24 protein-coding genes are annotated in these 23319 nt (G+C 39.8%); 6 read left to right on the forward strand and 18 right to left on the reverse strand.

The window, feature by feature from the left end; genetic code table 11:
- Positions 1 to 126 precede the first annotated feature (126 nt).
- From ABXZ32_RS02640 to ABXZ32_RS02650, 3 genes are all read right to left on the reverse strand, one after another.
- Positions 127 to 1197: a response regulator gene (locus tag ABXZ32_RS02640; RefSeq protein ID WP_354617132.1), complete on the reverse strand. Its 1071-nt coding sequence runs from the start codon at positions 1195 to 1197 to the stop codon at positions 127 to 129.
- Positions 1169 to 3676 carry a PAS domain-containing protein gene (locus ABXZ32_RS02645; RefSeq protein WP_354617133.1) on the reverse strand — a complete coding sequence of 836 codons (2508 nt, stop codon included), beginning with the start codon at positions 3674 to 3676 and terminating at the stop codon, positions 1169 to 1171. The genes ABXZ32_RS02640 and ABXZ32_RS02645 overlap by 29 nt, the downstream gene beginning before the upstream one ends.
- A 378-nt stretch (positions 3677 to 4054) precedes the next feature.
- Complete coding sequence (locus ABXZ32_RS02650; protein WP_354617134.1) at positions 4055 to 4522, reverse strand: Hsp20/alpha crystallin family protein; 468 nt, start codon at positions 4520 to 4522, stop codon at positions 4055 to 4057.
- Between the two features lie 233 nt (positions 4523 to 4755).
- Here ABXZ32_RS02650 and ABXZ32_RS02655 point away from each other — a divergent pair, with 233 nt between their 5' ends.
- The 5 genes from ABXZ32_RS02655 to ABXZ32_RS02675 all read left to right on the forward strand — a co-directional run bounded on the left by ABXZ32_RS02655 (position 4756) and on the right by ABXZ32_RS02675 (position 10101).
- Positions 4756 to 5145, forward strand: coding sequence for a DUF302 domain-containing protein (locus tag ABXZ32_RS02655; protein WP_354617306.1), 390 nt, complete (start codon positions 4756 to 4758; stop codon positions 5143 to 5145).
- A 99-nt stretch (positions 5146 to 5244) separates the two neighbouring features.
- On the forward strand, positions 5245 to 5856 hold the full coding sequence (locus ABXZ32_RS02660; RefSeq protein ID WP_354617135.1) for a flavin reductase: 612 nt from the start codon (positions 5245 to 5247) through the stop codon (positions 5854 to 5856).
- The gene (locus ABXZ32_RS02665) at positions 5853 to 7013 is read left to right on the forward strand and encodes a M20 family metallopeptidase (protein ID WP_354617136.1); all 1161 of its coding nucleotides are present in this window, start codon (positions 5853 to 5855) and stop codon (positions 7011 to 7013) included. The genes ABXZ32_RS02660 and ABXZ32_RS02665 overlap by 4 nt, the downstream gene beginning before the upstream one ends.
- Before the next feature lie 10 nt (positions 7014 to 7023).
- Entirely contained in the window at positions 7024 to 8376 is a 1353-nt protein-coding gene (locus ABXZ32_RS02670) for an HPF/RaiA family ribosome-associated protein (RefSeq protein ID WP_354617137.1), read from the forward strand.
- Between the two features lie 30 nt (positions 8377 to 8406).
- Entirely contained in the window at positions 8407 to 10101 is a 1695-nt protein-coding gene (locus ABXZ32_RS02675; protein WP_354617138.1) for an adenosylcobalamin-dependent ribonucleoside-diphosphate reductase, read from the forward strand.
- Positions 10102 to 10159: 58 nt separating this feature from the next.
- On the opposite strand, the gene ABXZ32_RS02680 is transcribed toward ABXZ32_RS02675, so the two are convergent.
- The 13 genes from ABXZ32_RS02680 to ABXZ32_RS02740 all read right to left on the reverse strand — a co-directional run bounded on the left by ABXZ32_RS02680 (position 10160) and on the right by ABXZ32_RS02740 (position 20798).
- Positions 10160 to 10834: an FMN-binding protein gene (locus ABXZ32_RS02680; RefSeq protein ID WP_354617139.1), complete on the reverse strand. Its 675-nt coding sequence runs from the start codon at positions 10832 to 10834 to the stop codon at positions 10160 to 10162.
- Positions 10831 to 11343, reverse strand: coding sequence for a hypothetical protein (locus ABXZ32_RS02685; RefSeq protein ID WP_354617140.1), 513 nt, complete (start codon positions 11341 to 11343; stop codon positions 10831 to 10833). Before ABXZ32_RS02685 ends, ABXZ32_RS02680 begins: the two co-directional genes overlap by 4 nt.
- Positions 11340 to 12101 carry an SDR family NAD(P)-dependent oxidoreductase gene (locus ABXZ32_RS02690; protein ID WP_354617141.1) on the reverse strand — a complete coding sequence of 254 codons (762 nt, stop codon included), beginning with the start codon at positions 12099 to 12101 and terminating at the stop codon, positions 11340 to 11342. The genes ABXZ32_RS02685 and ABXZ32_RS02690 overlap by 4 nt, the downstream gene beginning before the upstream one ends.
- A 171-nt stretch (positions 12102 to 12272) precedes the next feature.
- Complete coding sequence (locus ABXZ32_RS02695) at positions 12273 to 12725, reverse strand: DUF2267 domain-containing protein (RefSeq protein ID WP_354617142.1); 453 nt, start codon at positions 12723 to 12725, stop codon at positions 12273 to 12275.
- Between the two features lie 235 nt (positions 12726 to 12960).
- A complete protein-coding gene (locus ABXZ32_RS02700; RefSeq protein WP_354617143.1) occupies positions 12961 to 13689 on the reverse strand; it encodes a hypothetical protein in 729 nt (242 codons plus the stop codon).
- 483 nt (positions 13690 to 14172) lie between these two features.
- A complete protein-coding gene (locus ABXZ32_RS02705; protein WP_354617144.1) occupies positions 14173 to 15183 on the reverse strand; it encodes a 2-hydroxyacid dehydrogenase in 1011 nt (336 codons plus the stop codon).
- A complete protein-coding gene (locus ABXZ32_RS02710; protein ID WP_354617145.1) occupies positions 15164 to 15820 on the reverse strand; it encodes a hypothetical protein in 657 nt (218 codons plus the stop codon). The genes ABXZ32_RS02705 and ABXZ32_RS02710 overlap by 20 nt, the downstream gene beginning before the upstream one ends.
- Positions 15821 to 15872: 52 nt before the next feature.
- Positions 15873 to 16292, reverse strand: coding sequence for a hypothetical protein (locus ABXZ32_RS02715; protein ID WP_354617146.1), 420 nt, complete (start codon positions 16290 to 16292; stop codon positions 15873 to 15875).
- Between the two features lie 74 nt (positions 16293 to 16366).
- Positions 16367 to 17737, reverse strand: coding sequence for an MBL fold metallo-hydrolase (locus ABXZ32_RS02720; RefSeq protein WP_354617147.1), 1371 nt, complete (start codon positions 17735 to 17737; stop codon positions 16367 to 16369).
- Between the two features lie 9 nt (positions 17738 to 17746).
- Positions 17747 to 18574, reverse strand: a complete 828-nt coding sequence (locus ABXZ32_RS02725) for an ATP cone domain-containing protein (protein WP_354617148.1) — start codon at positions 18572 to 18574, stop codon at positions 17747 to 17749.
- 11 nt (positions 18575 to 18585) lie between these two features.
- The gene (locus tag ABXZ32_RS02730; RefSeq protein WP_354617149.1) at positions 18586 to 19497 is read right to left on the reverse strand and encodes a mechanosensitive ion channel family protein; all 912 of its coding nucleotides are present in this window, start codon (positions 19495 to 19497) and stop codon (positions 18586 to 18588) included.
- Positions 19498 to 19532: 35 nt separating this feature from the next.
- Positions 19533 to 19940 (reverse strand): hypothetical protein, encoded by a 408-nt coding sequence (locus ABXZ32_RS02735; RefSeq protein ID WP_354617150.1) that lies wholly within the window; start codon positions 19938 to 19940, stop codon positions 19533 to 19535.
- Positions 19941 to 19946: 6 nt separating this feature from the next.
- On the reverse strand, positions 19947 to 20798 hold the full coding sequence (locus tag ABXZ32_RS02740) for a universal stress protein (protein ID WP_354617151.1): 852 nt from the start codon (positions 20796 to 20798) through the stop codon (positions 19947 to 19949).
- A gap of 165 nt (positions 20799 to 20963) precedes the next feature.
- On the opposite strand from ABXZ32_RS02740, the gene trxA reads away from it, so the two are divergent.
- Positions 20964 to 21266 carry a thioredoxin gene (gene trxA / locus ABXZ32_RS02745; RefSeq protein ID WP_354617152.1) on the forward strand — a complete coding sequence of 101 codons (303 nt, stop codon included), beginning with the start codon at positions 20964 to 20966 and terminating at the stop codon, positions 21264 to 21266.
- Between the two features lie 42 nt (positions 21267 to 21308).
- On the opposite strand, the gene ABXZ32_RS02750 is transcribed toward trxA, so the two are convergent.
- Both ABXZ32_RS02750 and ABXZ32_RS02755 read right to left on the reverse strand, forming a co-directional pair.
- Positions 21309 to 22157 (reverse strand): universal stress protein, encoded by an 849-nt coding sequence (locus ABXZ32_RS02750; protein WP_354617153.1) that lies wholly within the window; start codon positions 22155 to 22157, stop codon positions 21309 to 21311.
- A gap of 109 nt (positions 22158 to 22266) precedes the next feature.
- On the reverse strand, positions 22267 to 23319 hold the full coding sequence (locus tag ABXZ32_RS02755; RefSeq protein WP_354617154.1) for a response regulator: 1053 nt from the start codon (positions 23317 to 23319) through the stop codon (positions 22267 to 22269).

Consider the following 23319-nt stretch of genomic DNA (forward strand, 5'->3'; position numbering starts at 1 on the left):
ATTTCCAACCTGTGGCCTTTTACTAAATGAAAACTGTTAGCCTAATTGGATATCCCGTTAGGCTATTTTTTTATATTATCCCCAGCCTATTTCTGCCGCCAAACAACAAAATAGGTAGAAAGGGGGTTAACTGAATTCAGCCACATGTTGCAACTCCTCTTTGTTCAATAAAATGATCCTTCGTCCATGATCTGTGGTGATCAAACCTTCATCCTTAAAATCGGAAAGGGTACGGATTGCCGTTTCGGTGGCGGTTCCGATCATACCGGCAAAATCCTCCCGGGCTATCCCCACTCCACTATTGGCCTTGTCCTTAATAATTCCCTTATCGTATAACTCCAATAACGCCTTTGCCGCCCTTTGCCTTACCGAGGCGAAAGCCATATTCACCAATTGCTGTTGTACATTGATTAAATTGTTGGAAATCATGTCAATGAATTTTTGAGAGACCACATTGTTCCCATACAGCAGTTTTGTGAAATCTTCCTTAGGAATACCAAAGATTTCGGCATCATCCAAAACCATGGCCGTTTCAATATAAGTCCCTGAGTTGTTCAGAAGGGACAATTGCCCCAAAAAATCACCTGCACTATATACCCCCGTCACAAAATCTTTCCCCAATTCCGTGCTTTTAAAAGTTTTTACCGTTCCACTTTGGATAAAATATAGCGTGTTTGCAGTATCCCCTTCCATATAAAGCACTTCCTTTTTTGAATACTTCTGTGGTCTTTGTTCCCTTGTAAGACTTTCAAGGTCCACGTACTCTTTTGCCTCCTCCAAAAAGGCATGGATGCCTTCTATGTTTCTTGTGATTTCCTTTTTTAAAAAATTATGTTTTTTAATACGACATTCTATAGCATTAAAAAGTTCTTTTTCTTCAAAAGGCTTGGTTAAATAATCATCCGCACCCATATTCATGCCCAATCTAATATCCGATCTCTCCGACTTTGCCGTTAAAAAAATAAATGGGATGCCGGCGGTAGCGTTATCCTCGCTTAAGTTCTGTAATACCTCATATCCACTTATTCCCGGCATCATAATATCACATATAATAAGGTCGGGCTTCACTGTTTTGGCCTTTTCAATTCCAATGGTGCCATTTTCTGCCATGGCCACGGTGTAATTTTCAAGTTCCAAAATATCCGCTATGTTTTCCCTAACATCAGCGTTATCCTCTATAACTAAGATTGTTTTCATTTTTAACCAATTTTTTTGGCAATTTCACCGTAAAGGTGGTCCCTTTGCCCAGTTCACTTTTATAATTAACTGTACCCTCCATAAGCGTTACATATTGCTTTACAATATGCAGTCCCAATCCCGTTCCTTGTATATTCAAAGCGTTTTCGGCTCTAAAGAAACGCTCAAATAAATGTTGCCGTTCTTTTTCCGGGATACCTATTCCGTTATCCGTTATCGTAAGGACCACTTGGTTTCCGTTGTTTTGTACATCTAAGATGACCTCTTGCTTTTCCTCTGAATATTTGATAGCATTGGTCATTAAATTGATCAGGATATGGCTCAATAATTTTGGGTCGATATATACAAGAATATCCTCATCATTGTGGGTAAATTTGAGGGTTTGTCCCTCCTTTGTATTGGTCTTCATTTCCTCTATCAATGTTTTTGAAAACTGAACGAGATCAAAAAGTTGGGGATTGGGCTGTAATTTTCCTTCATCCAATTTATCCAGGGATAGAAAATCATTTAAGATGACCACTAAATTTCTGACATTGGATTTGATACGCTCTACATACCTTTCAATTTTATCCTCATTACCCAGGTCGTTCTGCTTGGCTATTAAAATTGCCGATGATAGTATGGCACTTAGGGGCGTTCTAAATTCATGCGAGGCCATGGAGACAAAACGTGATTTTAGATCATTGAGCTCCTGTTCTTTTTTAAGGGCAAAACGTATCTCACGTTCCACTCTTTTTTGCTGCGTGATATTATTATAGACAAATAGGGCCAACACATGGCCTTGATTGGCATCGTATAATGGCCTGGAATTTACAGCGTAGATTTTCTTTTCAAAGCCCAATTCAAAGGATAGTCGTTTTCCTTTTAAGGTTTCCTGTATATCTTCTTTTATTTTTGATATGTGATGTTTATTAAAAAATGGAATATCATCTACAGACCGGCCCTCTGCCTCCTCTTTTATCATGTCTATATGCTTCATCTCCTCCCCTTCCACATAGACAATTTCATAATTACTGTTAAAAACAATAATAGCGCCTTTTGGAAAGTTTTGCGCTATGGCAGCGAGCATAACCTGACTTTGGTTTGCCTTGTTTTCTGCATCCTTGGTTTCTTTGATCTGTCGTTCTAAATGTAGGTTAACCTCAACTAATTTTTGGACCGTATTAGTCACTTCCTTGGTGCGTTCTTTAACCCGTTCTTCCAATTTCTTGGCCTGTTCCATCAACTGCTTTTTCCCGATTTGAAGGTCATGCGTTTTCTTGTGGTGCTCCGAGGCAATACTTGCCAAATTGGTCATATCCTCCAAAAGTTCCATTTCAAACCCAACTGGTCTTCCTAAATCACTATTGAGCAGTACCAAATGTCCAATGACATCATTCTCAGAAGATATTATGGGAAAACAACAATATCCCAAGATTTGGTGCTTCAATGCCAATTCCCGGAAACCTTGATCTACTTTTTCTTTGGAGATATCACCTACACATACTTCCTGGGCAAGCACTTTGTCTTTGTTTTTGGTCTTGGAGTTTTCACTGAACAATAAACTGGCCATTTTTTCCAATTCCTGTTTTGAAAGACTTCCATCATCCACTTGAATCCAGACATGTTGCCCCTGATCCAAGTAACCGATGACAGGATTGACACCTTCCAATTGCTCCTTCAAAACCCCAATAATCTCTTTGCTGATTTCTCCTAAAGGATGAAGTTTGGCAATCATCTCCATGATGCCCCTGATACGTTCTTTGATGAGGGCTTCTTTCATCGCTATCGTAACATCATTTTGCATTCCAATAAAATAGCATAATCTATTGGCCTCATCATGAACGGGAGTTATATGTAGTTCATTCCAAAACAGAGACCCATCCTTTCTATAATTGCGTAGAACATCATGGAACGGCTTGCCTTGTTCAAGGGCCAATCTGATATCCTCAACTTGCTTTTGACCATTATCATCTGCCTGTAAAAACCGACAATTTTTGTTAAGTATTTCTTGTTTGGAATAACCTGTCATTTTAACAAAACCGTTATTGCAATAAATTATAGGCAGATCTGGGAGTCGTGCGTCGGCTATTATAATTCCATTATCAACCTCTTCCAAGGCAATATTTCTTAGTTGCAACATCTTCCTCTTTGATGTGTTGAGGAAAACATCCCTAAGCAGTAAAACACGTATATCTTTTTCTTTGTAGGCGAGTTTTAATTCTACATCCAAAAGGCCCATTTTGGTTTGCAAGTGTTGAGTTTTATTCTTGCCTCCATCTTTATTTAACAATTTAAGCAACTTGGTTTTGCTCCGTGGTTCCAGAATTTCCCCTAGATTTCTGTTTACCAATTCCCCTACCCTTTCACCTAAAATCAGGGCGGCAGATTTATTGGCCCGCGATATCATGCCTTGGGAATCTGTAATCAAGATTCCTTCAGAAGTACTTTCAAAAATACTTTGCAACAATGTGATATCTAAAAACTGGTTTTCCATCATAAAATCTGTACTCTAAACAATCCTTCGAATTGTAACAGACCTAAAGAAGCGTTCCTATTTAATTATAAGCGACAATCCACTTGTCCTAAACACATGGCCACATCCAATAAAAAATCCGCTGTAAAGGATCACTTAAGACAACCAAATATAGGTTTCAAGACAATCCATTAATATGATAATTATCATTAGTCCACTAATCCCATGCCATGGGAAATGACTTTAAATTTTTAAAAATGAATTTCAAGGCATATTTTTAAAACTAATACCCCTTGGTAAAAAACCTTTACAGAAGGAAGCAATTTCTGTAACGAATTCACCAAGGGGTATATATAGGAATTACCTATACCAATGTTTTAACTGCATTATTTTACCAGTATGTTAGGCGATTTGGATAATCTTGGGTGGCCTTTTTTTCGCCTCTTCTTTTTTGGCCAGGTTAAAGCTTAAAATTCCATCTTTATACTGGGCTTTTATAGCTTCTTCCTTAACACTTTCGGGCAACTGCAACGATCTTTCAAAGGAGTTGTAACTAAATTCCCTTCGGGTATAATCCTCCTCTTTTTCCTCTTTGGAAACGGATTTCTCAGCTTCGATATTCAAACAACCATCTTCAATGGTCACATTAAAATCTTTTTTTGCAAATCCCGGTGCTGCCAGTTCAATTTCAAAATGGTCATCGGTCTCTTTAATATTTAATGCAGGCTCCCCTCTTTTACCATTCCAAAACCTGTCGCCCACAACATTCCTGCTCATAAGTCGGTTATCAAATAAATCATCCATATCAAAGAAATCCGATGCAATAAGACTTCCAAATGGCCTTCTGTTTCTAAATTTTACTAGTGACATAATATCTATTTTTTAAGGTTAAATTTTTTTACTGTTCAAAAATACAGTTAAGTAACAGCTATTGAAATGACCTAGATCAGCAACCCAAAATATATTAGGTTTTTATGAAAACCCCCATTGTCAAGGGTTATGAAAATCACCTACTTTATATCCCAATATATATAACTGCGACTGATATTTATCATTGGCAAAACATTCCCATGAACCTACATTTAGGATCAAACAAGAAGGATATGGAGTATTATTTTAAAAAGTCGTTTAACAATGTAGATTTTGACGATATGGTAAAGAGAACTACCACTGCTTTGAAAAGCGAAGGGTTTGGCGTTTTAACAGAAATTGACATGAAAGCCACTTTAAAACAAAAATTAGATGTTGATTTTCACAACTATAAAATATTAGGCGCCTGTAATCCACCCTTTGCCTACAAAGCCCTCCTAGCTGAAGACAAGATTGGCACCATGCTTCCCTGCAATATCATTATACAGGAAAAAGAGAAAGGCAATATTGAGGTGGCCGCCGTAGATCCCAATGCATCCATGATGGCCGTTGGCAATAAAGATCTTACTGAGATCGCGACAGAAGTAACCCAAAAATTAAAGAATGTTATTGCCCTTTTATAAATAGGCCTATTTTTCTTTAAAGCTTTTCATCCTGACCATTGTCATCTTTCCCGCCATTCAGGTTTTGTAAATTGAGGAATAAGATTAGAAGTTTTTCACATGGAAAAAACAGTGGCAGATCATTATATTTCACTAAATACGGATACTCCTATTTGGAACCAATTCTTTACGGTAGGACCCCTGATTGTAGTTGGCACCAAAGAAGGTGATCACTATGACCTTGCGCCAAAACATATGGCGACCCCCATTGGATTATCCAACTATTTTGGCTTTGTCTGTACCCCCAACCACGCTACATACCACAACGTAAAAGCAACCAGAGAGTTTGCCATAAGCTTTCCTTTGCCCGACCAAATAGTCTTGTCCTCATTAAGTGCTTCCCCTAGATGTGGAGAACGTAGCGATGAGAAACAGATCATTAGTTCCTTGCCTACGGTAAAAGCCACTTCTGTAGATGCCCTATTTTTGGAGGATTCCTATTTATATCTTGAATGCAACCTTTTTAAAATAATTGACGGTTTTGATAACGATAGCATCATTACAGGAAAGGTAATTACTGCCTTTGTAAAAAGCAATTATCACAGGGACCCAGAAGGAGATGATCAGGATATGATAAATAACAATCCCCTACTGGCCTATATTGCCAACGGCCGCTTCGCCTCCATTTCAGAAACTTTCAATTTCCCATTCCCAAAAGGTTTTGAAAGATGAGCACCAACACGGACATAGCAACTAGCATTAAACAGTATTTGACCCTCCACCGGGAAGAAATGATCCTTTTCCTCAAGGACCTTGTAACCCTTGAGACACCCTCAAAAGTAATGGCTTCACAACAAGGCATCTTTGATGTGCTGCTGACCAAATTGGAGGCCATGGATTATAAAACCATATATATTCCAGGAAAGGTCACCGGCGGCTATCTTTTTGCACGTCCCAAAAAGAGGAATAAAAAGTTACCCTTACAGTTATTGATAGGACATTGCGATACGGTATGGCCTTTGGAAACCCTGAAAGATATGCCGTTTCTGGAGGAGAATGGCAAGATAAAAGGACCCGGCGTCTATGATATGAAAGCTGGACTAACACAGATCATCTTTGCGCTTCAGGCCATACAGTCATTGCAACTGCCCCTTAACATTACCCCTATTATCTTGATCAACTCGGACGAAGAAATAGGCAGTAGGGAATCTACAACAATCATAACAAGACTGGCAAAAATATCGAAAAGGGCCTTTGTTCTGGAACCGCCCTTGGGCTTGGGTGGCAAATTAAAAACGGCTAGGAAAGGTTTGGGACGTTTTACCATCAGGGCCAAAGGGAAGGCAGCGCATGCCGGATTGGATCCCACCAAAGGGATCAACGCCATTGTAGAGCTCTCCCATCAAATTCAAAAACTATATGCCATGAACGATTTTGATAAGGGCATAACCGTCAACATCGGGATGATAGAAGGAGGTGTTTCTGCCAATGTGGTGGCACCTGAAAGTACGGCAGTGATAGATGTAAGGGTATTTAAGGATGCTGACGGAGATTATATCACCAAAAAGATAAAAGCTCTGAAACCTTACCTCAAGGATATTGAACTACAGGTAGAAGGTGGTATGGGAAGACCTCCAATGGAAAAAACGCCCCGCAACCAACAATTATGGGAAGTGGCAAAACGCCAAGGCGATGCTTTGGGGCTGCAATTAGAGGATGCAACGGCAGGGGGAGGCTCAGACGGCAACACCACCAGTCAGTACACAGCTACCTTGGATGGACTGGGCACACCTGGGGATGGAGCCCATGCTCCCCATGAGTATATTAAGGAAAACCAGCTGGTGGAAAGAACAGCTTTATTGACACTTTTATTGATCACGGACTCTTAAAATTAATACTATGAACCATCAATATATATTTACATCACTTACACGGATTTCGGATTTGGCAGAAACTGATTTTGTCGTCAATAAACTCCCAAGGGAGCAATGGCAGAACGGAGATTATGTCGTTTGTAAAATCACGGACCCCGGCAGCAGCATATTGAAATTAGAGCTTTCAAATGGACGAATGAGGGGCATTATAGGCGGAGAATTATTAGTTGGCGCCTTAGGAGAACGTTTCGCAACCCTAGAGGCCACAGGTACTTGGAGAAAAGTAGGGGAAGACTTAAAAATGACGGTCTTAACCGGTGCGGGTCTCTTAGGGAAACTTACCTCCAAATCTGTCTTTATGCCCAATTTAATTGAATTGGTCTACACAGGGCACACCTTTAGATATGGTGAAAAGCTCACGATGGACAGTTTTATAAGGCCCGAATCCTATGTACCCTATACCACCCCGGTGATCCTCTTTGTAGGTACCTCCATGTCTGCGGGCAAGACTACCTCCGCAAGGATTGTTACCAATCTATTTAAACATGCCGGACATAAGGTAGTTGGCGCCAAGCTTACAGGTGCAGGTAGATATAAGGATATCCTGGCCATAAAGGATGTTGGGGCCGATCAGGTGATGGATTTTGTGGATGTGGGCCTGCCCTCAACCATTTGTCCCAGGGAAGAGTACCAGGAAAAATTGGCCCAATTGCTGAGCAAAATTGAAAAAGTAAAAGCTGATGTTGCCATTATTGAAATAGGCGCTTCTCCTCTGGAGCCTTACAATGGGGATATTGCTATCAATGCCATAAGGGATCAAATAAAATGTGTCATTCTCAGTGCTTCCGATCCCTATGCCGTTCATGGGCTGATGGAAGTGTTTGACATTGTCCCGGATATTGTAACCGGGGTTGCCACAAATACCTTGGCCGGATGTAGAATGGTGGAGACACTATGTAAGGTGAAAGCCCTAAATTTAATAGATGCCACCACTACCCCAGCGTTGAAAAAGATCCTGTCATCGGCCACAGGGTTATCCTTGGAAAAACAATCAACGGAAATTGAACCCATAAGATTCCATACACATATAGATTTTGTACATACTACCAAGGAGGAAAAATTGGAACAACTTATTTTGGATAAGATGGACCATTTGTTTGAGAAGTACAATGATTTGATCAAAGCCCATGTAATCATAGAAGAAGAAAAGGTGTCCTCTTCCAAAGGAAAGATCTGCAAAATAGAACTGAGCTCCCCTGGACCAAGAATCTTCGCCTCCTCCAATGAACCTACCTTCGAGGGTTCTGTTGGTGAGACAATTCGCGATTTGGATAGGCAATTACTGAAACGCAAGCAGAAAATGAACCCTCATCTTTAATTGATGCCACCCAAAATAGCGCATAACGCAATGTTATTACTTGAAGAACGGTATCTTCAAAAAAACGGCCAAGGCGCTAGCATTGAGACACCAGATCAGCTTTTTAGGAGGGTTGCACGGCATATTTCCAGCGTGGAAAACAAGAAGAAGGACCACTGGGAAAACTGTTTTTATAACCTTATGGCCAAGATGGAGTTTTTACCAAATTCACCAACCTTAATGAATGCAGGCTTACCGAAGGGACAATTGAGTGCTTGTTTTGTGCTGCCCATAAATGACAGTTTGGACGATATTTTTACTACGCTTAAAAATGCTGCTTTGGTGCATCAGAGCGGAGGAGGCACGGGTTATAATTTTTCCAGAATACGACCAAAAAACGATACTATTTCCACTTCAGGCGGAAAATCATCCGGTCCTATTGCTTTTATGAAAGTATATGATGCCGCTACAGAACATGTGAAGCAAGGTGGAAAACGCAGAGGTGCCAATATGGGGATTTTAAATGTGGACCATCCAGACATAGCACAGTTTGTGATTGCCAAATTAGATGGTAACAGTTTACAAAATTTCAATATTTCTGTAGGCATTACGGATCATTTCATGAAGGCAATGATCAATACTGAAAAATGGGAACTAATAAATCCAAGGACAGGCCAATCTGAACGAACCATTGAAGCCAAGGAACTTTGGGATTCTTTAATTCATGCCGCTTGGAAAACTGGTGATCCAGGACTTATTTTTTTGGATACCATCAACGCACATAATCCTCTTTTCCGGCAAGGTCGTATCCAAAGTACCAATCCTTGTGGGGAGGTTCCCTTGTTCGATTATGAGAGCTGCAATTTAGGGTCCATAAATCTCGCCAAGATCGTGGGACTGGGTTCCAAACCATCAAATATTAATTGGGACAAGCTGAAGTTATTGGTCCAAATGGGCATCCGGTTTTTGGACAATGTCATCCAATGCAATCACTATTTATTGCCAGAGGTAGCCGAAATGGCACTAAAAAACAGGAAAATAGGCCTGGGGGTGATGGGCTGGGCAGAATTATTGATCCAACTCGAGATTCCCTACGCCTCAAAAGAGGCAGTTCAACTGGCAGAAAAGTTAATGCGCTTTATACAAGAGACCAGTTTTAATGCCTCATGCAATATTGCCAAGGAAAAAGGATGCTATCCGGCTTGGGAGGAAAGCATACATTATCCAAACCTCCACTTACGGAATGCCACCTGTAACAGTATAGCCCCAACGGGAAGTATTTCAATAATCGCCAATACTTCTTACTCCATTGAACCCCTATATGCCCTTGCCTTCAAACGAACAGGAGTATTGGGTACTAAAACCCAGCAGGTATTACATCCTATTGTCAAGGACAAATTGACACAACTTGGACACTGGAACAATGCCATCCAGGACCAAATTCTAGAAACAGGCAGTATTAGGGAAGTTGAGTCCATCCCAGATCACATCAAAAAACTATTTGAAACCAGTTTGGAAATCCCATGGAAATATCACTTGGAACACCAGAGGGCCTTTCAAAAATATACGGACAATGCGGTTTCCAAAACGATTAACCTTCCCAGTTCCACATCTGCATCGGATATTTCAGAAATTTATAGAACGGCATGGGAATTCGGGCTTAAAGGCATCACCATTTACCGCGATGGCAGTAAGGCAAATCAAGTACTTCAAAAGTGCGGGGCTATAGATTCTTTTGGTTGTTGATATTGTTTTTTCGTTAGACCGTAACACCAAAGATTTTGACCGGCAGGGACCCCATTTATTATCGTTCCTGAAAATACCGAGCGTATCCCAATAATCCTTCATTCAACATATGTACGACATTTTCACTTGTCACCGTTGCTCCAGAAATCCCATCAATGGGTTGTTCCCCTTTTATCCATTCTTTTCCATTTTGTACCAATGCAATAGAATTATTGGAAATTTTTATGGTCTTCCCTATAAATTGATTTTGGAAAGAAGAACGGGTTATTCCGGCTCCATACCCTTCCGTTTCTGCCTTGTGTTCAAATTTTACTTTTAGGATCTCATGCGTAGTGGCGTTCATTAATAATTTTGCCCAAATTGGTCCTCCAAAGCCCTTCCCTTTGACCATCAATAGAACCTTGTTGGAATCTTTAATTTCCATGATCGGCCGATTTTGTTTGCTTTCAGTGCTTGGGAACGACTTAAAAAGGGCCGTTCCATTTTCCAGATCCAAAGAAGTTATATCTCCATTGATATCCATCATCTTAAACCCTACCATCTCCGCCACGTCCGTGACATTGGTTTCAGAAATATCAACAAATCTTAGGAGCTCTTGTAATGTTGAATTTGTTTTTTGAGCATTACTGCTGGTAGCGACAACGGGTTCTTCGAGATTTGGCTGTACGTTGGACTTATCCTTACAATTCACAAACAGGATAAGTATTGTTGAATAGATGGTGATTTTTTTCATGATGAAGTCAATTTTCGGATTCTTGAAATAAGGGATGGGATATTTTCCTTTTTAAGGTTTTCTATCAATTCTTGCAATTCCTCATCCCTTTCGTGATACTGTTCATTGATATCATAAAGTGCCTGAAGCGCATTCACCCTGACAATCTTACTTTCCGAGCTATCGGTAACCCAACTGGTCAGGACATCAGATGCTTCTTGTCTTTGGACTGGGGTAAGCTGCAATCTCCCAACCATTTGAGCCAGGTGCCATTTAAATTCCTTGTGTTTTGCCGTCTTTAAAAATTGAAGGATATCTCTTTGGTGGGGCCATAAATAATTGGGATTGGCTCTAGAGATCTCTTCCAAGACATCGGCCGCACGCATAATCAATAAGCGATCCTTGGAATACAAAAAGTGGAACAAGGCATCAAAATCTTTTTGGGTCTTAATAAGCGACTCCAATTCTTTTGCTTTGGCATTGGACCTAAGATCTCCTCCCTTCAAGTATTTGATAAGATCTATGGTCATGACCCTAACATTCCGCCATCCACGACGTGCATGGAACCTGTAATGTAGGAACTTTCATCTGAAGCCAAGAACAAGGCCAGTTTAGCTATTTCTTGGGAGTCGGCATAGCGCTTTAACGGAATAGTATTCTCAAAGCCTTTGATCACTTCCTCAGGATTGTCCGGAGAGATTTCCTTTTCAATACGGCGCATCATATTATTGTCCACTGGTCCTGGGTGAATGCTGTTGACCCTAATCTTTCTTTCGGCACTTTCCAGGGCAGCTACACGCATAATCCCGATAACCCCATGTTTACTGGCAACGTAGGCTCCCAACCCTTGAAATCCTTTTAATCCGGCCACGGACGAAGTGATCATCACACTTCCCCCCTCCTCCATTTTGGGCAGTACATGCTGACAGCCCAACCAGACCCCTTTTAGATTTACGGCAATTACCTTATCGAATATGTTTTCAGGATAGTCTACCAAAGGCTTGGAACAGCCTTCAATACCCGCATTATTATAGAAAATATCAATTTTACCGAAAACCTTCAAAGTTTCCTTGACATAGGATTCAGTATCCTTTGCTTTGGAAACATCTGCAATACAGAAAGCTAAATTTGGAGTATTTAAGTCTTTTACCGCCCGGTCTATTCCTTTTTGATCCACATCAACCATCATTACTTTGGCACCTTCGTCCAAGAATAATTTAACGGTTGCGAGCCCTATGCCATTTGCTCCCCCGGTAATGATGGCTACTTTGTCTTTTAATCTGTCCATAATAGAACTTTTTTAGTAAGACCAAGGTATCCATCTTATGACATTCATATAATGATAAATGTCACTGGAATCAAAAAAAGTGCGGCTTAAGAATATTTCTTTAGAAAGAAGGCAATACAGAATAGTAGTGCATAAAACGAAATAGCTATCAATGTGGTCATAATATTGTTTTTAAAATATAATATGAGAAGAAATCATTGTTTTTAGATCCTTGGGAAGTCCATCCCGTATATCGTCCATCTCACCTGTAGAAACATATTTCCTGAGGTAAGTAAAGGTGGTATCCACATATTGCTGGGCCACTTCATCGCTGTATTCAAAATCATTTACTGCAGCTGGACCATCATGGGTCCTCACTAGATCCAAAAACTCAGCCATTTTCTTAATTTTTGGTTTCTTCTGCTTAATATTCCAACCATTCACATAAACTGCTTTTAAAAACATGGGCAGTTGCGCTATAAACTGTAATGATTCCTCCGTGGGAATAATATCGCGTAGCGCATGCAACGTTGACGTTAGAATTCTTCCTGCCTTATCACGGTCATTTCCAAGACCCAATTGCACGGTATAATCTTTTAAAAAAGTATTTCCTTCCGTTGCGTATTGATTAAAATTAAGTGCCATGACCATAGTTTTATAAGGTGGACAGTAAAGGTGGCAAATAGTTCCCGAGTACAAAATGACCTCAATCATTTTGCATAATTATCTGTAATAATCAAGATTTAGGAGTTCAAATATTAATATACCCTAAGTCAACCTTATGGGATAGAAGATAAGATTATAAGGTTATGGACCAAGTCTTCCTCCATGAACCCTACGATAAAGTCGTTGTGACGTTCAAATTAGGAAGTTAAAGGAACTATTCTTTAGGCAACTCTTTGTAGATATCGGTGGCCTCTATATAATTTTCTATGATCTGTGGGTTCATTGAAGGCTCATAGTCAGAAGGTTCTATTTGTGTAAAGAAAAGGTCTGTAGAGCCCCTTCTTTCCGGTAGATCCAATGCGCCTTGTACGTAGGTGCTCCAATCGAACAATTGGTATCCAAGGCCATGGTCAATGCAAATAAGATCCTTATTGAATTTTACCTCTTCTGCGTAGTTGGTATTGAGCATCTTAAAAATATTCCCTAATAACTGGGAGGTATTTTTTGCCGCATAGGTAGTAATATGCCCCAATTCTCTGCCCATCACCCCAATTTGAGCATTATAGGGCAGGTTTAAAAATAAGATAGGCTTGTTATTGGATTCTGCTTCCGTGCTAATGGTCACCACGTAGCTTCTGTTCTCCTTCTTTTTGAACATACTAAAAAAGGTAGGCTTGGAAGAAAAAGGGGTTTTGCTCTTGCGAAAGCGAAATTGGACTTTAACATCCTTCAATTCCGGGTAATACGATAGGGCCGTTGCCACCTGCTCCGTAATTTCAGATGGTATATCTTTATTTACCAAGTATGTGGCATACATGGTGGAATCCATGGTGTTTTCTTTGAACTCTTTTGTAGGCACTTGTGCCATTGCCAAGGTGGTACATGACAAGACCAAAAGGGTTGACACCCATTTCCTCCAAGATATATTTATTCCTAAATTCATTTCACTCTATTTTTTAAAGGCAAGTATTAAAAAATTGTTCTTATTGGAATTAGCATATTTTCTTTTTCTCAATAATGACCTAATCAGTAATCTTCCTTTACGATTTTACTCGCCAAATTAAAATACCTGACCCATCATATATAAGGCTGGACAACAGTATCACAAGAAGGCTGCATTTAAAATATAACGTTCCAAAGCATGGATTGGTATACTATATATGGTTTAATTTCTCCGATAGACCAAGTATGGCAGCCCGTCAAACTCCTACAAGTGTGATGATTAAAAACTTTAAATGAATAAAATAGATGGATGACCAAGTGAAAGTCCATGTAGATCATTTTTAAGAACATGGACCGTAAAATATAAGAATGCGAAAACTGAACGGGCTGTTTATCCGCTTCTATGATACAGGCGTACATGGGTCTTTATAGACCCCAAATTGCTGTTATATTAGAATTGATCTTTGAAAAAAGTAGCCTACTTCTAAGAGATCATCGTTTCATAACCAAGTTCGTTTTTTGACTCTTTTCCTTTTTCCCAACAATCGATATTATAAAAAGTGATGTCCGCAATATTCGCCAGCGCCTCTTTGGTGACAAAGGCCTGGTGAGGGGTAAGCAACACATTGGGCAAGGAAAGCAGTTGTTTCAATAGATCGTCCTTAATATCACCGGATGTGGAATGATCCTTGAAGAATACGCCTATTTCCTTTTCATACACATCTGTGGCATACCCGGCAATCTTCTTTTTCTCCAAGACCTTGATCAAAGCTGTGGTATTTACTACCGCACCACGGGCCGTGTTTATTAAAAGGGCCCTTTTTTTCATAGCTTTAAACTGAGCCTCATCTATTAAATAGTGGGTGTCATGGGTCAATGGAACATGTAAACTGACGATGTCGGATTTTTTCAACAATTCCTCCATTTCCACATATTGGATACCATAATCTTTTATCAAGGTGGCATCTTGAACAAGATCGTTGGCCAAAATAGTGCATCCAAAACCGTGCATAATTTTTACCATCACTGCTCCAATTTTGCCAACTCCGACAATACCTACAGTTTTTTTGTTCAGATCGAAACCAAGAAGATCATCCTGTAAAAAGTTATATTGGTGTACTTGTGAATGGGCCAAAATAATTTTTCTGTTGAGGGCCAACAATAATGCCACGGCATGTTCTGCGATGGAATGGGGCGAATAATCAGGGGCATTGGCAACCTTAAACCCAAAACGTTTGGCACATTTAATATGGATATTGTTGTAACCAGCAGAACGCAGGCTGATATATTTGACCCCAAAGTCCCTTAATTTTTCCAAAACGGTTAGGGAGGCATCGTCCCCAGAAAATATAGAAATGGCATCGAAACCTACCGCTTGGTGCGCCGTTTCTGAGTCGAGGGCCCTATGGGTAAACACCACATGATGGTTGTTTTTATTGGCTCTTTCTAAATAAGGCACCTCAAATTTCTTAGCACTATAAACCAGTAATTTCATTTTTTCTGTCTTTTCTAAATATGATATCTTGTTCTTCCAAAGCCAAAACAATCAGTTTTATATAATCGTCAATGGTCTTATTAATATCCTGTGGATCCGTAATGTCTATGGTGCCCCTCCAAATAAGTTGTCGCTCTTTACCAACACAGATACAGTACAAAGAAGTCTCCGCATGGTAGACCATAAATTCATCATAGTAATCATCCCTGTAATAAATATCCTGGTGTTCCAAATAATCGTCCCGAAACCTTCCGTAAATTCCGTCCACCTCAGACATTCTTTTCTTAAAGGTTTTTTTACTCTCGTAACCGGTGACCTTGGTAAACAAAATGGCGTCAAAATCTCGCTCTATCAACAAATCCTCAACCGCATCTATTTCCTGTTCCGACTTTTCCGAGGAGGTAAATTCCACATCAAAGAGGTCCAAACTTCGCATAGCCTCTATATCCCTTTTTGTAAACTCCTTGGTCATCTTCGTCTCAAAATTCTCTCTGGCCTCCGTATTCTGGGTCATTCCTACAACAAGTACCTTGTAGGCATCAAAAATCACTATGTCTGGACTTTTCCAATTTTCCACCAATTGAATGGAGGAACAACTAGAAAGTACTAAGACCATTAATATGGCTAACTTTTTCATCTTTATTATTTTTATGATAATAGGCGATAACAGCAATGAATACGTGTTTTTCTTAAGGTTTTCTCTTTTTCAGAATTCCCCCGGCGTAGTTGAAAATTTCTGATTTAAGCAATTGGAAGTTCTCCAAAAATCCTACTACCTCGGCCTTTATGGCTTCATGTTTTTGATAATACCCAAGATCACAGGCGTAATCGGTACATTCCAACATGCCCCCCAAATCTTTTTGGTGCTTGTCTATGGAATCTAACACCACAATTTTACGTTCCTTATTTTTCTTGATCTGAGCCTGATACTTTTGTAATCGTTCAAATAGGTTTGGGGTATTTGGTTCAAAAACATATGAATTCAATAAGTTATCGATAAAGGTCACCTCATCGCTTACCAGATACAGGGAAGACTTCCAGTTATGGGATTCTGCGTACAGTAGCTCTACCTTTTTTTCTTGTTCCGGTTTTATTTTACTTTTTTCCATGGTGCAATTAATATCTGGGGACAAGATATTGCCAACACGGCATTATTAAAATGACAAAAGTCATGACCAAAAACTTAGATCACAATTTCCACTACTTCATACAGTTTGGGTATATGCACATTCCAACGGTAACTGTCCCTGATTTTGGTCCTAAAAGCATCCAGGGCAGTAGGTTCCCCATGTATCAGGAAGACCCTTTCCGGGATGTTTTTTATCTCCTTCAGCCAATCTAACAGTTCCTGTTGATCAGCATGGGCGGAGAGACTTTCCAAATGGGCCACTTGGGCTTTTACGGGATGGTATTTTCCAAAAAATTTAAGCTCATGGGCCCCTTCCAACAACTGCCTGCCCCTTGTACCCTCTGCCATATACCCCACTAGAAGGACAGTGGTGGCCGGTTCATCTATCAATTGATTTAAATAGGTCAGAACACGACCTCCAGTGATCATCCCACTACCTGCAATTACAATTTTTGGTCTGGGATCATCAATGGTTTTCCAGGTATCCGCATAAGAGGTGATGATGTTTACATGATTGCACATGGCCTTATATTCACTCATGGATAGTTTGTGCCACTGTGGGTAATTCTCAAAAACGGAGAGTACATTGTTGCCCATAGGGCTGTCCACATAAATGGGGATGTTGGGAATGCGATTTTTCTTGTATAGGTTCCAGAATAGATAGATCAATGATTGCAATCGTTCCACGGCAAAGGAAGGGATAATAAGCTGTCCCTTTTCGTGAATGGTTCGTTCCACAAGGCCAATGACAATCTCCTCCACATTTTCCTGAGGGTGCAATCTGTTGCCATAGGTACTCTCCAAGAAAAGAAAGTCGGCCCACTGAGGCCTTTCCGGTGCATCCATAAGAGCATCTACTTTCCTACCAATATCTCCGGAGAAAACAAATAGTTTACCCAAAATTTCCAATTCTATAAAGGTGGCCCCAATGATGTGGCCATTGAACCTAAACCTATATTTAATAGTATCAGATAGGGATACCCATTGATCTTTTTCTTCAGCTTGGAACAGATCAATGGCCCTTTCGGCCTCTCTTAAGGTATAGAACGGTAATGCAGGATCGTGGGAACTATATCCCATTTTATTGGCCTGTTCTGCCTCTTCCTCATGGATTTTGGCGCTGTCCCTCAAAATAATTGCAGTTATGGACAGGGTGGGCGCCGTACCAATTATTTGACCTTTAAATCCTTCCTTGACCAATCTCGGCAGGTATCCCGTATGATCCAAATGGCCATGAGTGAGCAGGACAATTCCAATTTTGTCTGCCTGTATTGGCAAAGGCTGCCAGTTCTGAGATCGTAGCTCCTTGAGCCCCTGGAACATCCCGCAGTCTATCATGATATTCATCACAGGGGTCTCCAAATAGTACTTGGAACCTGTTACCGTACCAGCGGCACCCAGAAAATGTATTTTTATATTGGCCATATACCCCTCTTAACAATTGCACAACAGTTCTATCTCTTTCATGATTCTTTTCTTTCGCGAATCGGAAATACCGAGATGGTCCAGAAAAAATTTGTCATGAAGCAACTGTTGGCATAGAACCACATCCCTGCTCAACAAAAATTGTTTTTCACGTGCGCTCAACAATGTAGATACGGTGATGGGATACAGTCCCAATCTGTCTATGCGGTCTTTTAGTCCATTATCCTTGGGATAATCCCAGCTCAACAAATACAACCCGGCACATTTCCCATAGAGCATGGCATCTTCGGTAAAGCGGGTATTCGTAGCTACCCAACCAACACCAAAATGCAGGTCCAAATACTCTTTGGCGTCCCAATGTTTTTTCACATCCAGATATCTGGAATGAATGTACAAGGGAACCTTAACATTGCAGTTTCTCCCTTCCTCACTGTGGAATTTACATTCAATAATTGTGGCTTCCCCATTCTTTTGGGCAAAAACATCTATTTCATGTTTTACACAAAATCCGGGCATTACCTTACCTACTTGGGTTGTATATCCAGAGTATTCCAGAATGGCACTTATAAATTTTTCGAAAGGATATCCCGTTGGACCAAATTCATAAATCGCTTTCTTCAACTTGTATTTAGAAGCAGAGATGGACTGCTTCTTTTTTAATATGGCAAAAGCCCTGTTGTAGATTTCTTTGGTGCTGATCCCCTGATAAAGCTCATCTTGTACGCGATCTACAATAAGATTGACCAAATCATCATCTGCCCCACTGCGCTTTAAGGAATTCCGCAATTTGGACATTGAAAACTTCACCCTTTCCCCAGAAGATTTTACTATTTCCATACGTTATGGCTTTACCCGTTATGTTTTATCCTTACATCTACCTCAGGAATTTTCAATAATTGCAAGGTGGCAGAGGCCAGGATTACTTTTCCATCTGTTCGCAATGCCTCTTTTTGAATACTGTCAAAAAGTTTATGCCTGGTACCTCTTCTTAACTTATAATCTGTAATGTACCTCACGTTCACCTCTATCCAATTATCGGTCAGCTTTATGGCGATAGTAGGTTCCAAGGTGGCATTCTCAATATAATACCGCTCTACCATCTCCCCCCATTTTGCCTTGCTACCCTCCACATAATCCGAGAGAAGCTCCATAGAGCTGTCCAAAACAATTTTCTTTGCCAATTCCACATCTGACTCATAGGTAACCAGAATATTGAGTTCGTCCCATACAAAAGGAAAATCCATGGAGTAATTTTTTATGGGGCCCTTAAAAACAAAGGCGTTACTGATCTTGACAATCCTCCCGGAATAATTATCACTACTTACCCACTCCCCCATTTCCATAATGGTGGTATAAATACTATCAATATCTATAACATCGCCCTTAATACCGTTTATTTCTATTCGGTCACCAGGGGTATAGACCCTCACCGCAAAAATGTAAAAGGAGCCTGCAATGCTTAATATCAACTCTTGTAAAGTAAACGTGATACCAGCCGTAAAAAGGCCTATAACAAGGGAGTAGTCCTTAATGTTGCCCGCAGTAAAAAACACCAAAAAGAGGATGGCAATCAACACATAACCAAAAACCTCTATCCCCTTTTGTGTCTTGTATCTAAAGCTTACATTATCTATCCTATTTCGGGCAATCTTTCTCAACAATCGAATCCCTACTATAATGAACAACACCCAAAACAGCAATCGCAATATGCTAACTAAAAAAGGTTGTTGTTCCAGAAAATCGTAAAGCTGTTGCATCATTTACAGATTATATTTTAGTAAGGCACAGCCTAAGTTTAGCCCTTGTAAAAATCCTTTATCAAGGCTTTAATTTGATTGTCGGTCATACTGTCCTTTTTGGCAATCACTTTTATTTTAGAAGCTAGGGCCGGGTATTTATCTATGAGTTGTTTCCCAAACATTTCTCTGGTTATGGCCGGACCAAAAACGGCTATGGCCTCCGCATCCCCAATGATATCGACCAAATTTTTAAAATAGCTTTTCAATTGTTGCTTTTCTCGCTCCATATAGGAACTTTCCCGAACTACATCTTGGGTACCTCCCCATTTAAAGGGTGCCCTCCCACCCCCTGAAGGATGAAAAAACTCCACTTCCGATTTCAGGGTTAGAAATTCTTCCTTACCGTTGGACAACTTTAAAATTTTAGCTTGTTTCTTATCTAACCATATCCCTACTCTTTCCATGTCTTCTTATTTTGAATAATCATTAAGCACTAAAATTGGAATTTTGGCGTGATAACCGATTTCCTTTACCAAAGGTTTGGTAAACATGATGCCAAAAAAACTATGTTGTTTATTTAAAAATGCAATCATATCGCTACCTCTACTTTCTATAAAAAAGCCTATTCCTTTATGGACCTTTGTATCCGATAGGGTATGAGTACTGAATTCGACATCTGACAAAATAGATTCCAATAGCTCTTTGTTCGCCTCCTGCGTTTTAGATAATTTAGGCTCCTCTACGATATGAAGTACGCGAACCGGGGTCTTGTGCATCTTGGAAATATCCAGCACATATTTGAGTTCCCTTCTTTTAAAATTTGTCTTGTAATCCGTAGGAAATACAATTTCTACAGGGGGTGAAAATCTAAAATTCTCAGGGACGGACAGGACTGGACAATCTGTCACTGCCTCCATTGTCGCTACGGTATTGGTTCCAAAAATAACGCCCTTGGACCCTGTAGATCCCTTTGTGCCCATAACCACTATATCTATATCCTTTTTTGAAATAGTATCATTGATAGCATCAATTAGTGAATTGTAACAGGAGATGGTATGATAGGTGTGTTTTGGGTTGGTATTGTGCAGTTCCAATATATCCAACAACTTCCGGAAGTTCTCCTCGGAAGCCTTTTTAGCGTCATCATAGGCCTTATTGCCAGGTTCTGGCACCATCATATTATCTAAAGAATATCCATCTACGCGAAATACATTCATCATGTAAAACTCACATTGCTGTTCCTTGTACATATCCAAGGCATACCTTATGGCATTTAGTGCATTTTTAGAAAAATCTGTTGGTAATAAAACTCTTTGATCCATAACGTTGGCTACTATTTTAGGTATATCTTAAAAGTAGAAGCAATGCGAAAAATAATCTATGATAAATATCAGTCTTACCAAAAAAGAGAGGAAATCATGTGGATGATAAAGGTCAGTTATCCTTTTTTTGTATTTTAATATCTTACTAAAAAACAGACGACTAAAATGAAGAGTAGTTTTAACGACATTATTAACTCAGAAACACCTGTTTTGGTTGATTTTTACGCCGATTGGTGCGGACCATGCAAGATGTTGGCGCCCATCTTAAAACAAGTGAAGGATGAATTGGGAGATGCCATTAAGGTCATTAAAATAGATGTGGACAAGAACCAGGCGTTGGCAGGAAAATTTCAGGTCCGTGGGGTACCAACCATGATCCTGTTCAAAAATGGGAATCAGCTTTGGCGGCAATCCGGGGTACTACAAAAAAATGAATTGGTGGCCACCATCAAGTCGCACAGCAACTAGTTACTCCATTTAGTACCTTTAGAAATTAAATAGGTTTTACCATTAATCGTGTATTACCAAAAAAGGGATTTTAGTGTGGAAACTTATTTTTTCCACTTTGGAACTAAACACAATTTGCTGTAGAAAATTTAAATTTTTGGCAACCATTACCAGCAGGTCTATATTTCTACTTTCAACAAAACATTGTACGGCAGCCGTAACATTTTTATTGGTTATGGAATGAAAACTGTTCTTCTTTTCAAAGGTCTCGTTGAGATAATCTTCCAGGTATTCCTTATTCTTAATCTGGGATTCTGTTAACAGTTGCCCTGATTTAGAAGCATGCATTACCCTCAAATAGGACTTATTTGTTTCCAGAAGATCAGAAATGGCAGAAAGTATCTTCGCCGAATAAAAAATATTATAATCAGTGGGGAATGCAATTTCTTCCAGCTGCCCAAACGAGGCCATTACAGGAACCGCCAAGGTATTGCACTTCACCTTGGTAATTACATCTCCTGTATTGCTACCTATAACTTCCCCTAAAGCTCCCGAAGTTCCTTTGGTTCCCATTACAATCAGATCAATTTTGCGCTCCTCTACATTTCTTCTGATACACTCTATAAAAAAACCCTGATCGTATAATGGATAGAAATGATGCTCCTTCATTTTTGCCATGCTTCCCACCTTTTTGAGAAAAACATGAAGTTTCTTTTTGGCCGTGGCTATAACATCTTCTACCAATACTTCTGGAGAGGCGGCATAACTCAATCCCTGATAAGCATACCCGCTCAAATCATTTACATGGAGTAAATAGAAATTACAAGGGCTTTTTTTCAGTAACTCCAACGCATAGGATACCGCATTTAAGGAATCTTCCGAGAAATCTGTGGGAACTAAAATATTCTTCATTATACTCAATGCTTAAAGCAAAAGTATTGGTGCAATGTGGCCTAGAATATGACAATAATCAGTTTTGAATGACAAGGAGCAAAAAAAAGTTAACCTGACACAAGTCCTATCAGTTCATTTGCTTTAAAAGGTTGAGATCCAGAATTTTTATGTTCCTACCCTCTATATCTATAATTCCTTCTTTTTTGAAACTAGAAAGTGTTCTAATGAGGCTCTCTGTAGCAATCCCGGCTACACTGGCCAGATCGCTTCTAGAGACTTTAATGGGCTTATCCCCTGATTTGTTCAACAGATCTGCGAATTGCATAAGTGTTTGGGCCGTTTTTTTTCTAACGGAACTATAGGCCATTTGCAACAATTGCTGTTTGATCTCTGACAGGTTTTTGGAAAGCAGTCCCAAAAGCTCTATGGATACCTGATTGTTCTTTTGAAGGATGGATTTTAAAAGATCCTTGGATACTCCTACCAGTTCCACATCCTCTACAGCAACGGCAGATTCTTCATATGGGATGTTGTCCATAAAAGAAGTAAAGCCCAAAAAATCATCAGATGGATGTAGTGAAGTAACCAATTCCTTCCCATCACTGTCCATTTTATAACATTTTACCGCACCCTTTAAACTTAAATATATTTTATTGGAATGGTCTCCTTCCTGATAAATGGTCTCCCCATTTTTGAAGGAATATATTTGCCCATGGTCATCAAAAAAGTTTTTCAGCTCATTTAAATTGCGCAGTTCTTGCTGATCTTCAGAAAGGTTCTTTTGCCCATTATTCTTTATTTGGGCTAGAATCTCTGCTTTGGCCAACCTACTTTCTATGGCACTGAACAGGTCTTCCTCTTCAAAAGGTTTGGTCAAATAATCATCGGCACCCAAATCCATCCCTTTCCTTATTTCCTTGTGCTCTGTCTTGGCGGATAGGAAAATAAAAGGAATATGATTGGTCTTTGCATTGGAGGTCAAAGCTTGCAATACCCCATACCCATCAATTTCGGGCATCATGATATCACATACCACGATATCAGGTATAGTGTCCAAAGCGTATTGAATCCCCAATTTTCCGTTTGGAGCAGTTATAACCTTGTAATTGGCAAGTTCCAATAGTTCTTGGGTGTTTTCCCGCAAAGCCAAATCATCTTCAATTAAAAGTACCGTTTTCAT

The organism is Sediminicola luteus, assembly GCF_040566555.1.
Taxonomy (GTDB): domain Bacteria; phylum Bacteroidota; class Bacteroidia; order Flavobacteriales; family Flavobacteriaceae; genus Sediminicola.

Coding starts and splice junctions, on each gene's coding strand:
- ABXZ32_RS02740 (WP_354617151.1), bottom strand. CDS start 20,798: ATGGATCAAAGAGTTTTATTACCAACAGATTTTTCTAAAAATGCACTA.
- ABXZ32_RS02675 (WP_354617138.1), top strand. CDS start 8,407: ATGTTATTACTTGAAGAACGGTATCTTCAAAAAAACGGCCAAGGCGCT.
- ABXZ32_RS02755 (WP_354617154.1), bottom strand. CDS start 23,319: ATGAAAACGGTACTTTTAATTGAAGATGATTTGGCTTTGCGGGAAAAC.
- ABXZ32_RS02690 (WP_354617141.1), bottom strand. CDS start 12,101: ATGGACAGATTAAAAGACAAAGTAGCCATCATTACCGGGGGAGCAAAT.
- ABXZ32_RS02720 (WP_354617147.1), bottom strand. CDS start 17,737: ATGGCCAATATAAAAATACATTTTCTGGGTGCCGCTGGTACGGTAACA.
- ABXZ32_RS02700 (WP_354617143.1), bottom strand. CDS start 13,689: ATGAATTTAGGAATAAATATATCTTGGAGGAAATGGGTGTCAACCCTT.
- ABXZ32_RS02705 (WP_354617144.1), bottom strand. CDS start 15,183: ATGAAATTACTGGTTTATAGTGCTAAGAAATTTGAGGTGCCTTATTTA.
- ABXZ32_RS02750 (WP_354617153.1), bottom strand. CDS start 22,157: ATGAAGAATATTTTAGTTCCCACAGATTTCTCGGAAGATTCCTTAAAT.
- ABXZ32_RS02670 (WP_354617137.1), top strand. CDS start 7,024: ATGAACCATCAATATATATTTACATCACTTACACGGATTTCGGATTTG.
- trxA (WP_354617152.1), top strand. CDS start 20,964: ATGAAGAGTAGTTTTAACGACATTATTAACTCAGAAACACCTGTTTTG.
- ABXZ32_RS02730 (WP_354617149.1), bottom strand. CDS start 19,497: ATGATGCAACAGCTTTACGATTTTCTGGAACAACAACCTTTTTTAGTT.
- ABXZ32_RS02715 (WP_354617146.1), bottom strand. CDS start 16,292: ATGGAAAAAAGTAAAATAAAACCGGAACAAGAAAAAAAGGTAGAGCTA.
- ABXZ32_RS02650 (WP_354617134.1), bottom strand. CDS start 4,522: ATGTCACTAGTAAAATTTAGAAACAGAAGGCCATTTGGAAGTCTTATT.
- ABXZ32_RS02665 (WP_354617136.1), top strand. CDS start 5,853: ATGAGCACCAACACGGACATAGCAACTAGCATTAAACAGTATTTGACC.
- ABXZ32_RS02645 (WP_354617133.1), bottom strand. CDS start 3,676: ATGATGGAAAACCAGTTTTTAGATATCACATTGTTGCAAAGTATTTTT.
- ABXZ32_RS02710 (WP_354617145.1), bottom strand. CDS start 15,820: ATGAAAAAGTTAGCCATATTAATGGTCTTAGTACTTTCTAGTTGTTCC.
- ABXZ32_RS02655 (WP_354617306.1), top strand. CDS start 4,756: ATGGAGTATTATTTTAAAAAGTCGTTTAACAATGTAGATTTTGACGAT.
- ABXZ32_RS02735 (WP_354617150.1), bottom strand. CDS start 19,940: ATGGAAAGAGTAGGGATATGGTTAGATAAGAAACAAGCTAAAATTTTA.
- ABXZ32_RS02695 (WP_354617142.1), bottom strand. CDS start 12,725: ATGGCACTTAATTTTAATCAATACGCAACGGAAGGAAATACTTTTTTA.
- ABXZ32_RS02680 (WP_354617139.1), bottom strand. CDS start 10,834: ATGAAAAAAATCACCATCTATTCAACAATACTTATCCTGTTTGTGAAT.
- ABXZ32_RS02640 (WP_354617132.1), bottom strand. CDS start 1,197: ATGAAAACAATCTTAGTTATAGAGGATAACGCTGATGTTAGGGAAAAC.
- ABXZ32_RS02685 (WP_354617140.1), bottom strand. CDS start 11,343: ATGACCATAGATCTTATCAAATACTTGAAGGGAGGAGATCTTAGGTCC.
- ABXZ32_RS02660 (WP_354617135.1), top strand. CDS start 5,245: ATGGAAAAAACAGTGGCAGATCATTATATTTCACTAAATACGGATACT.
- ABXZ32_RS02725 (WP_354617148.1), bottom strand. CDS start 18,574: ATGGAAATAGTAAAATCTTCTGGGGAAAGGGTGAAGTTTTCAATGTCC.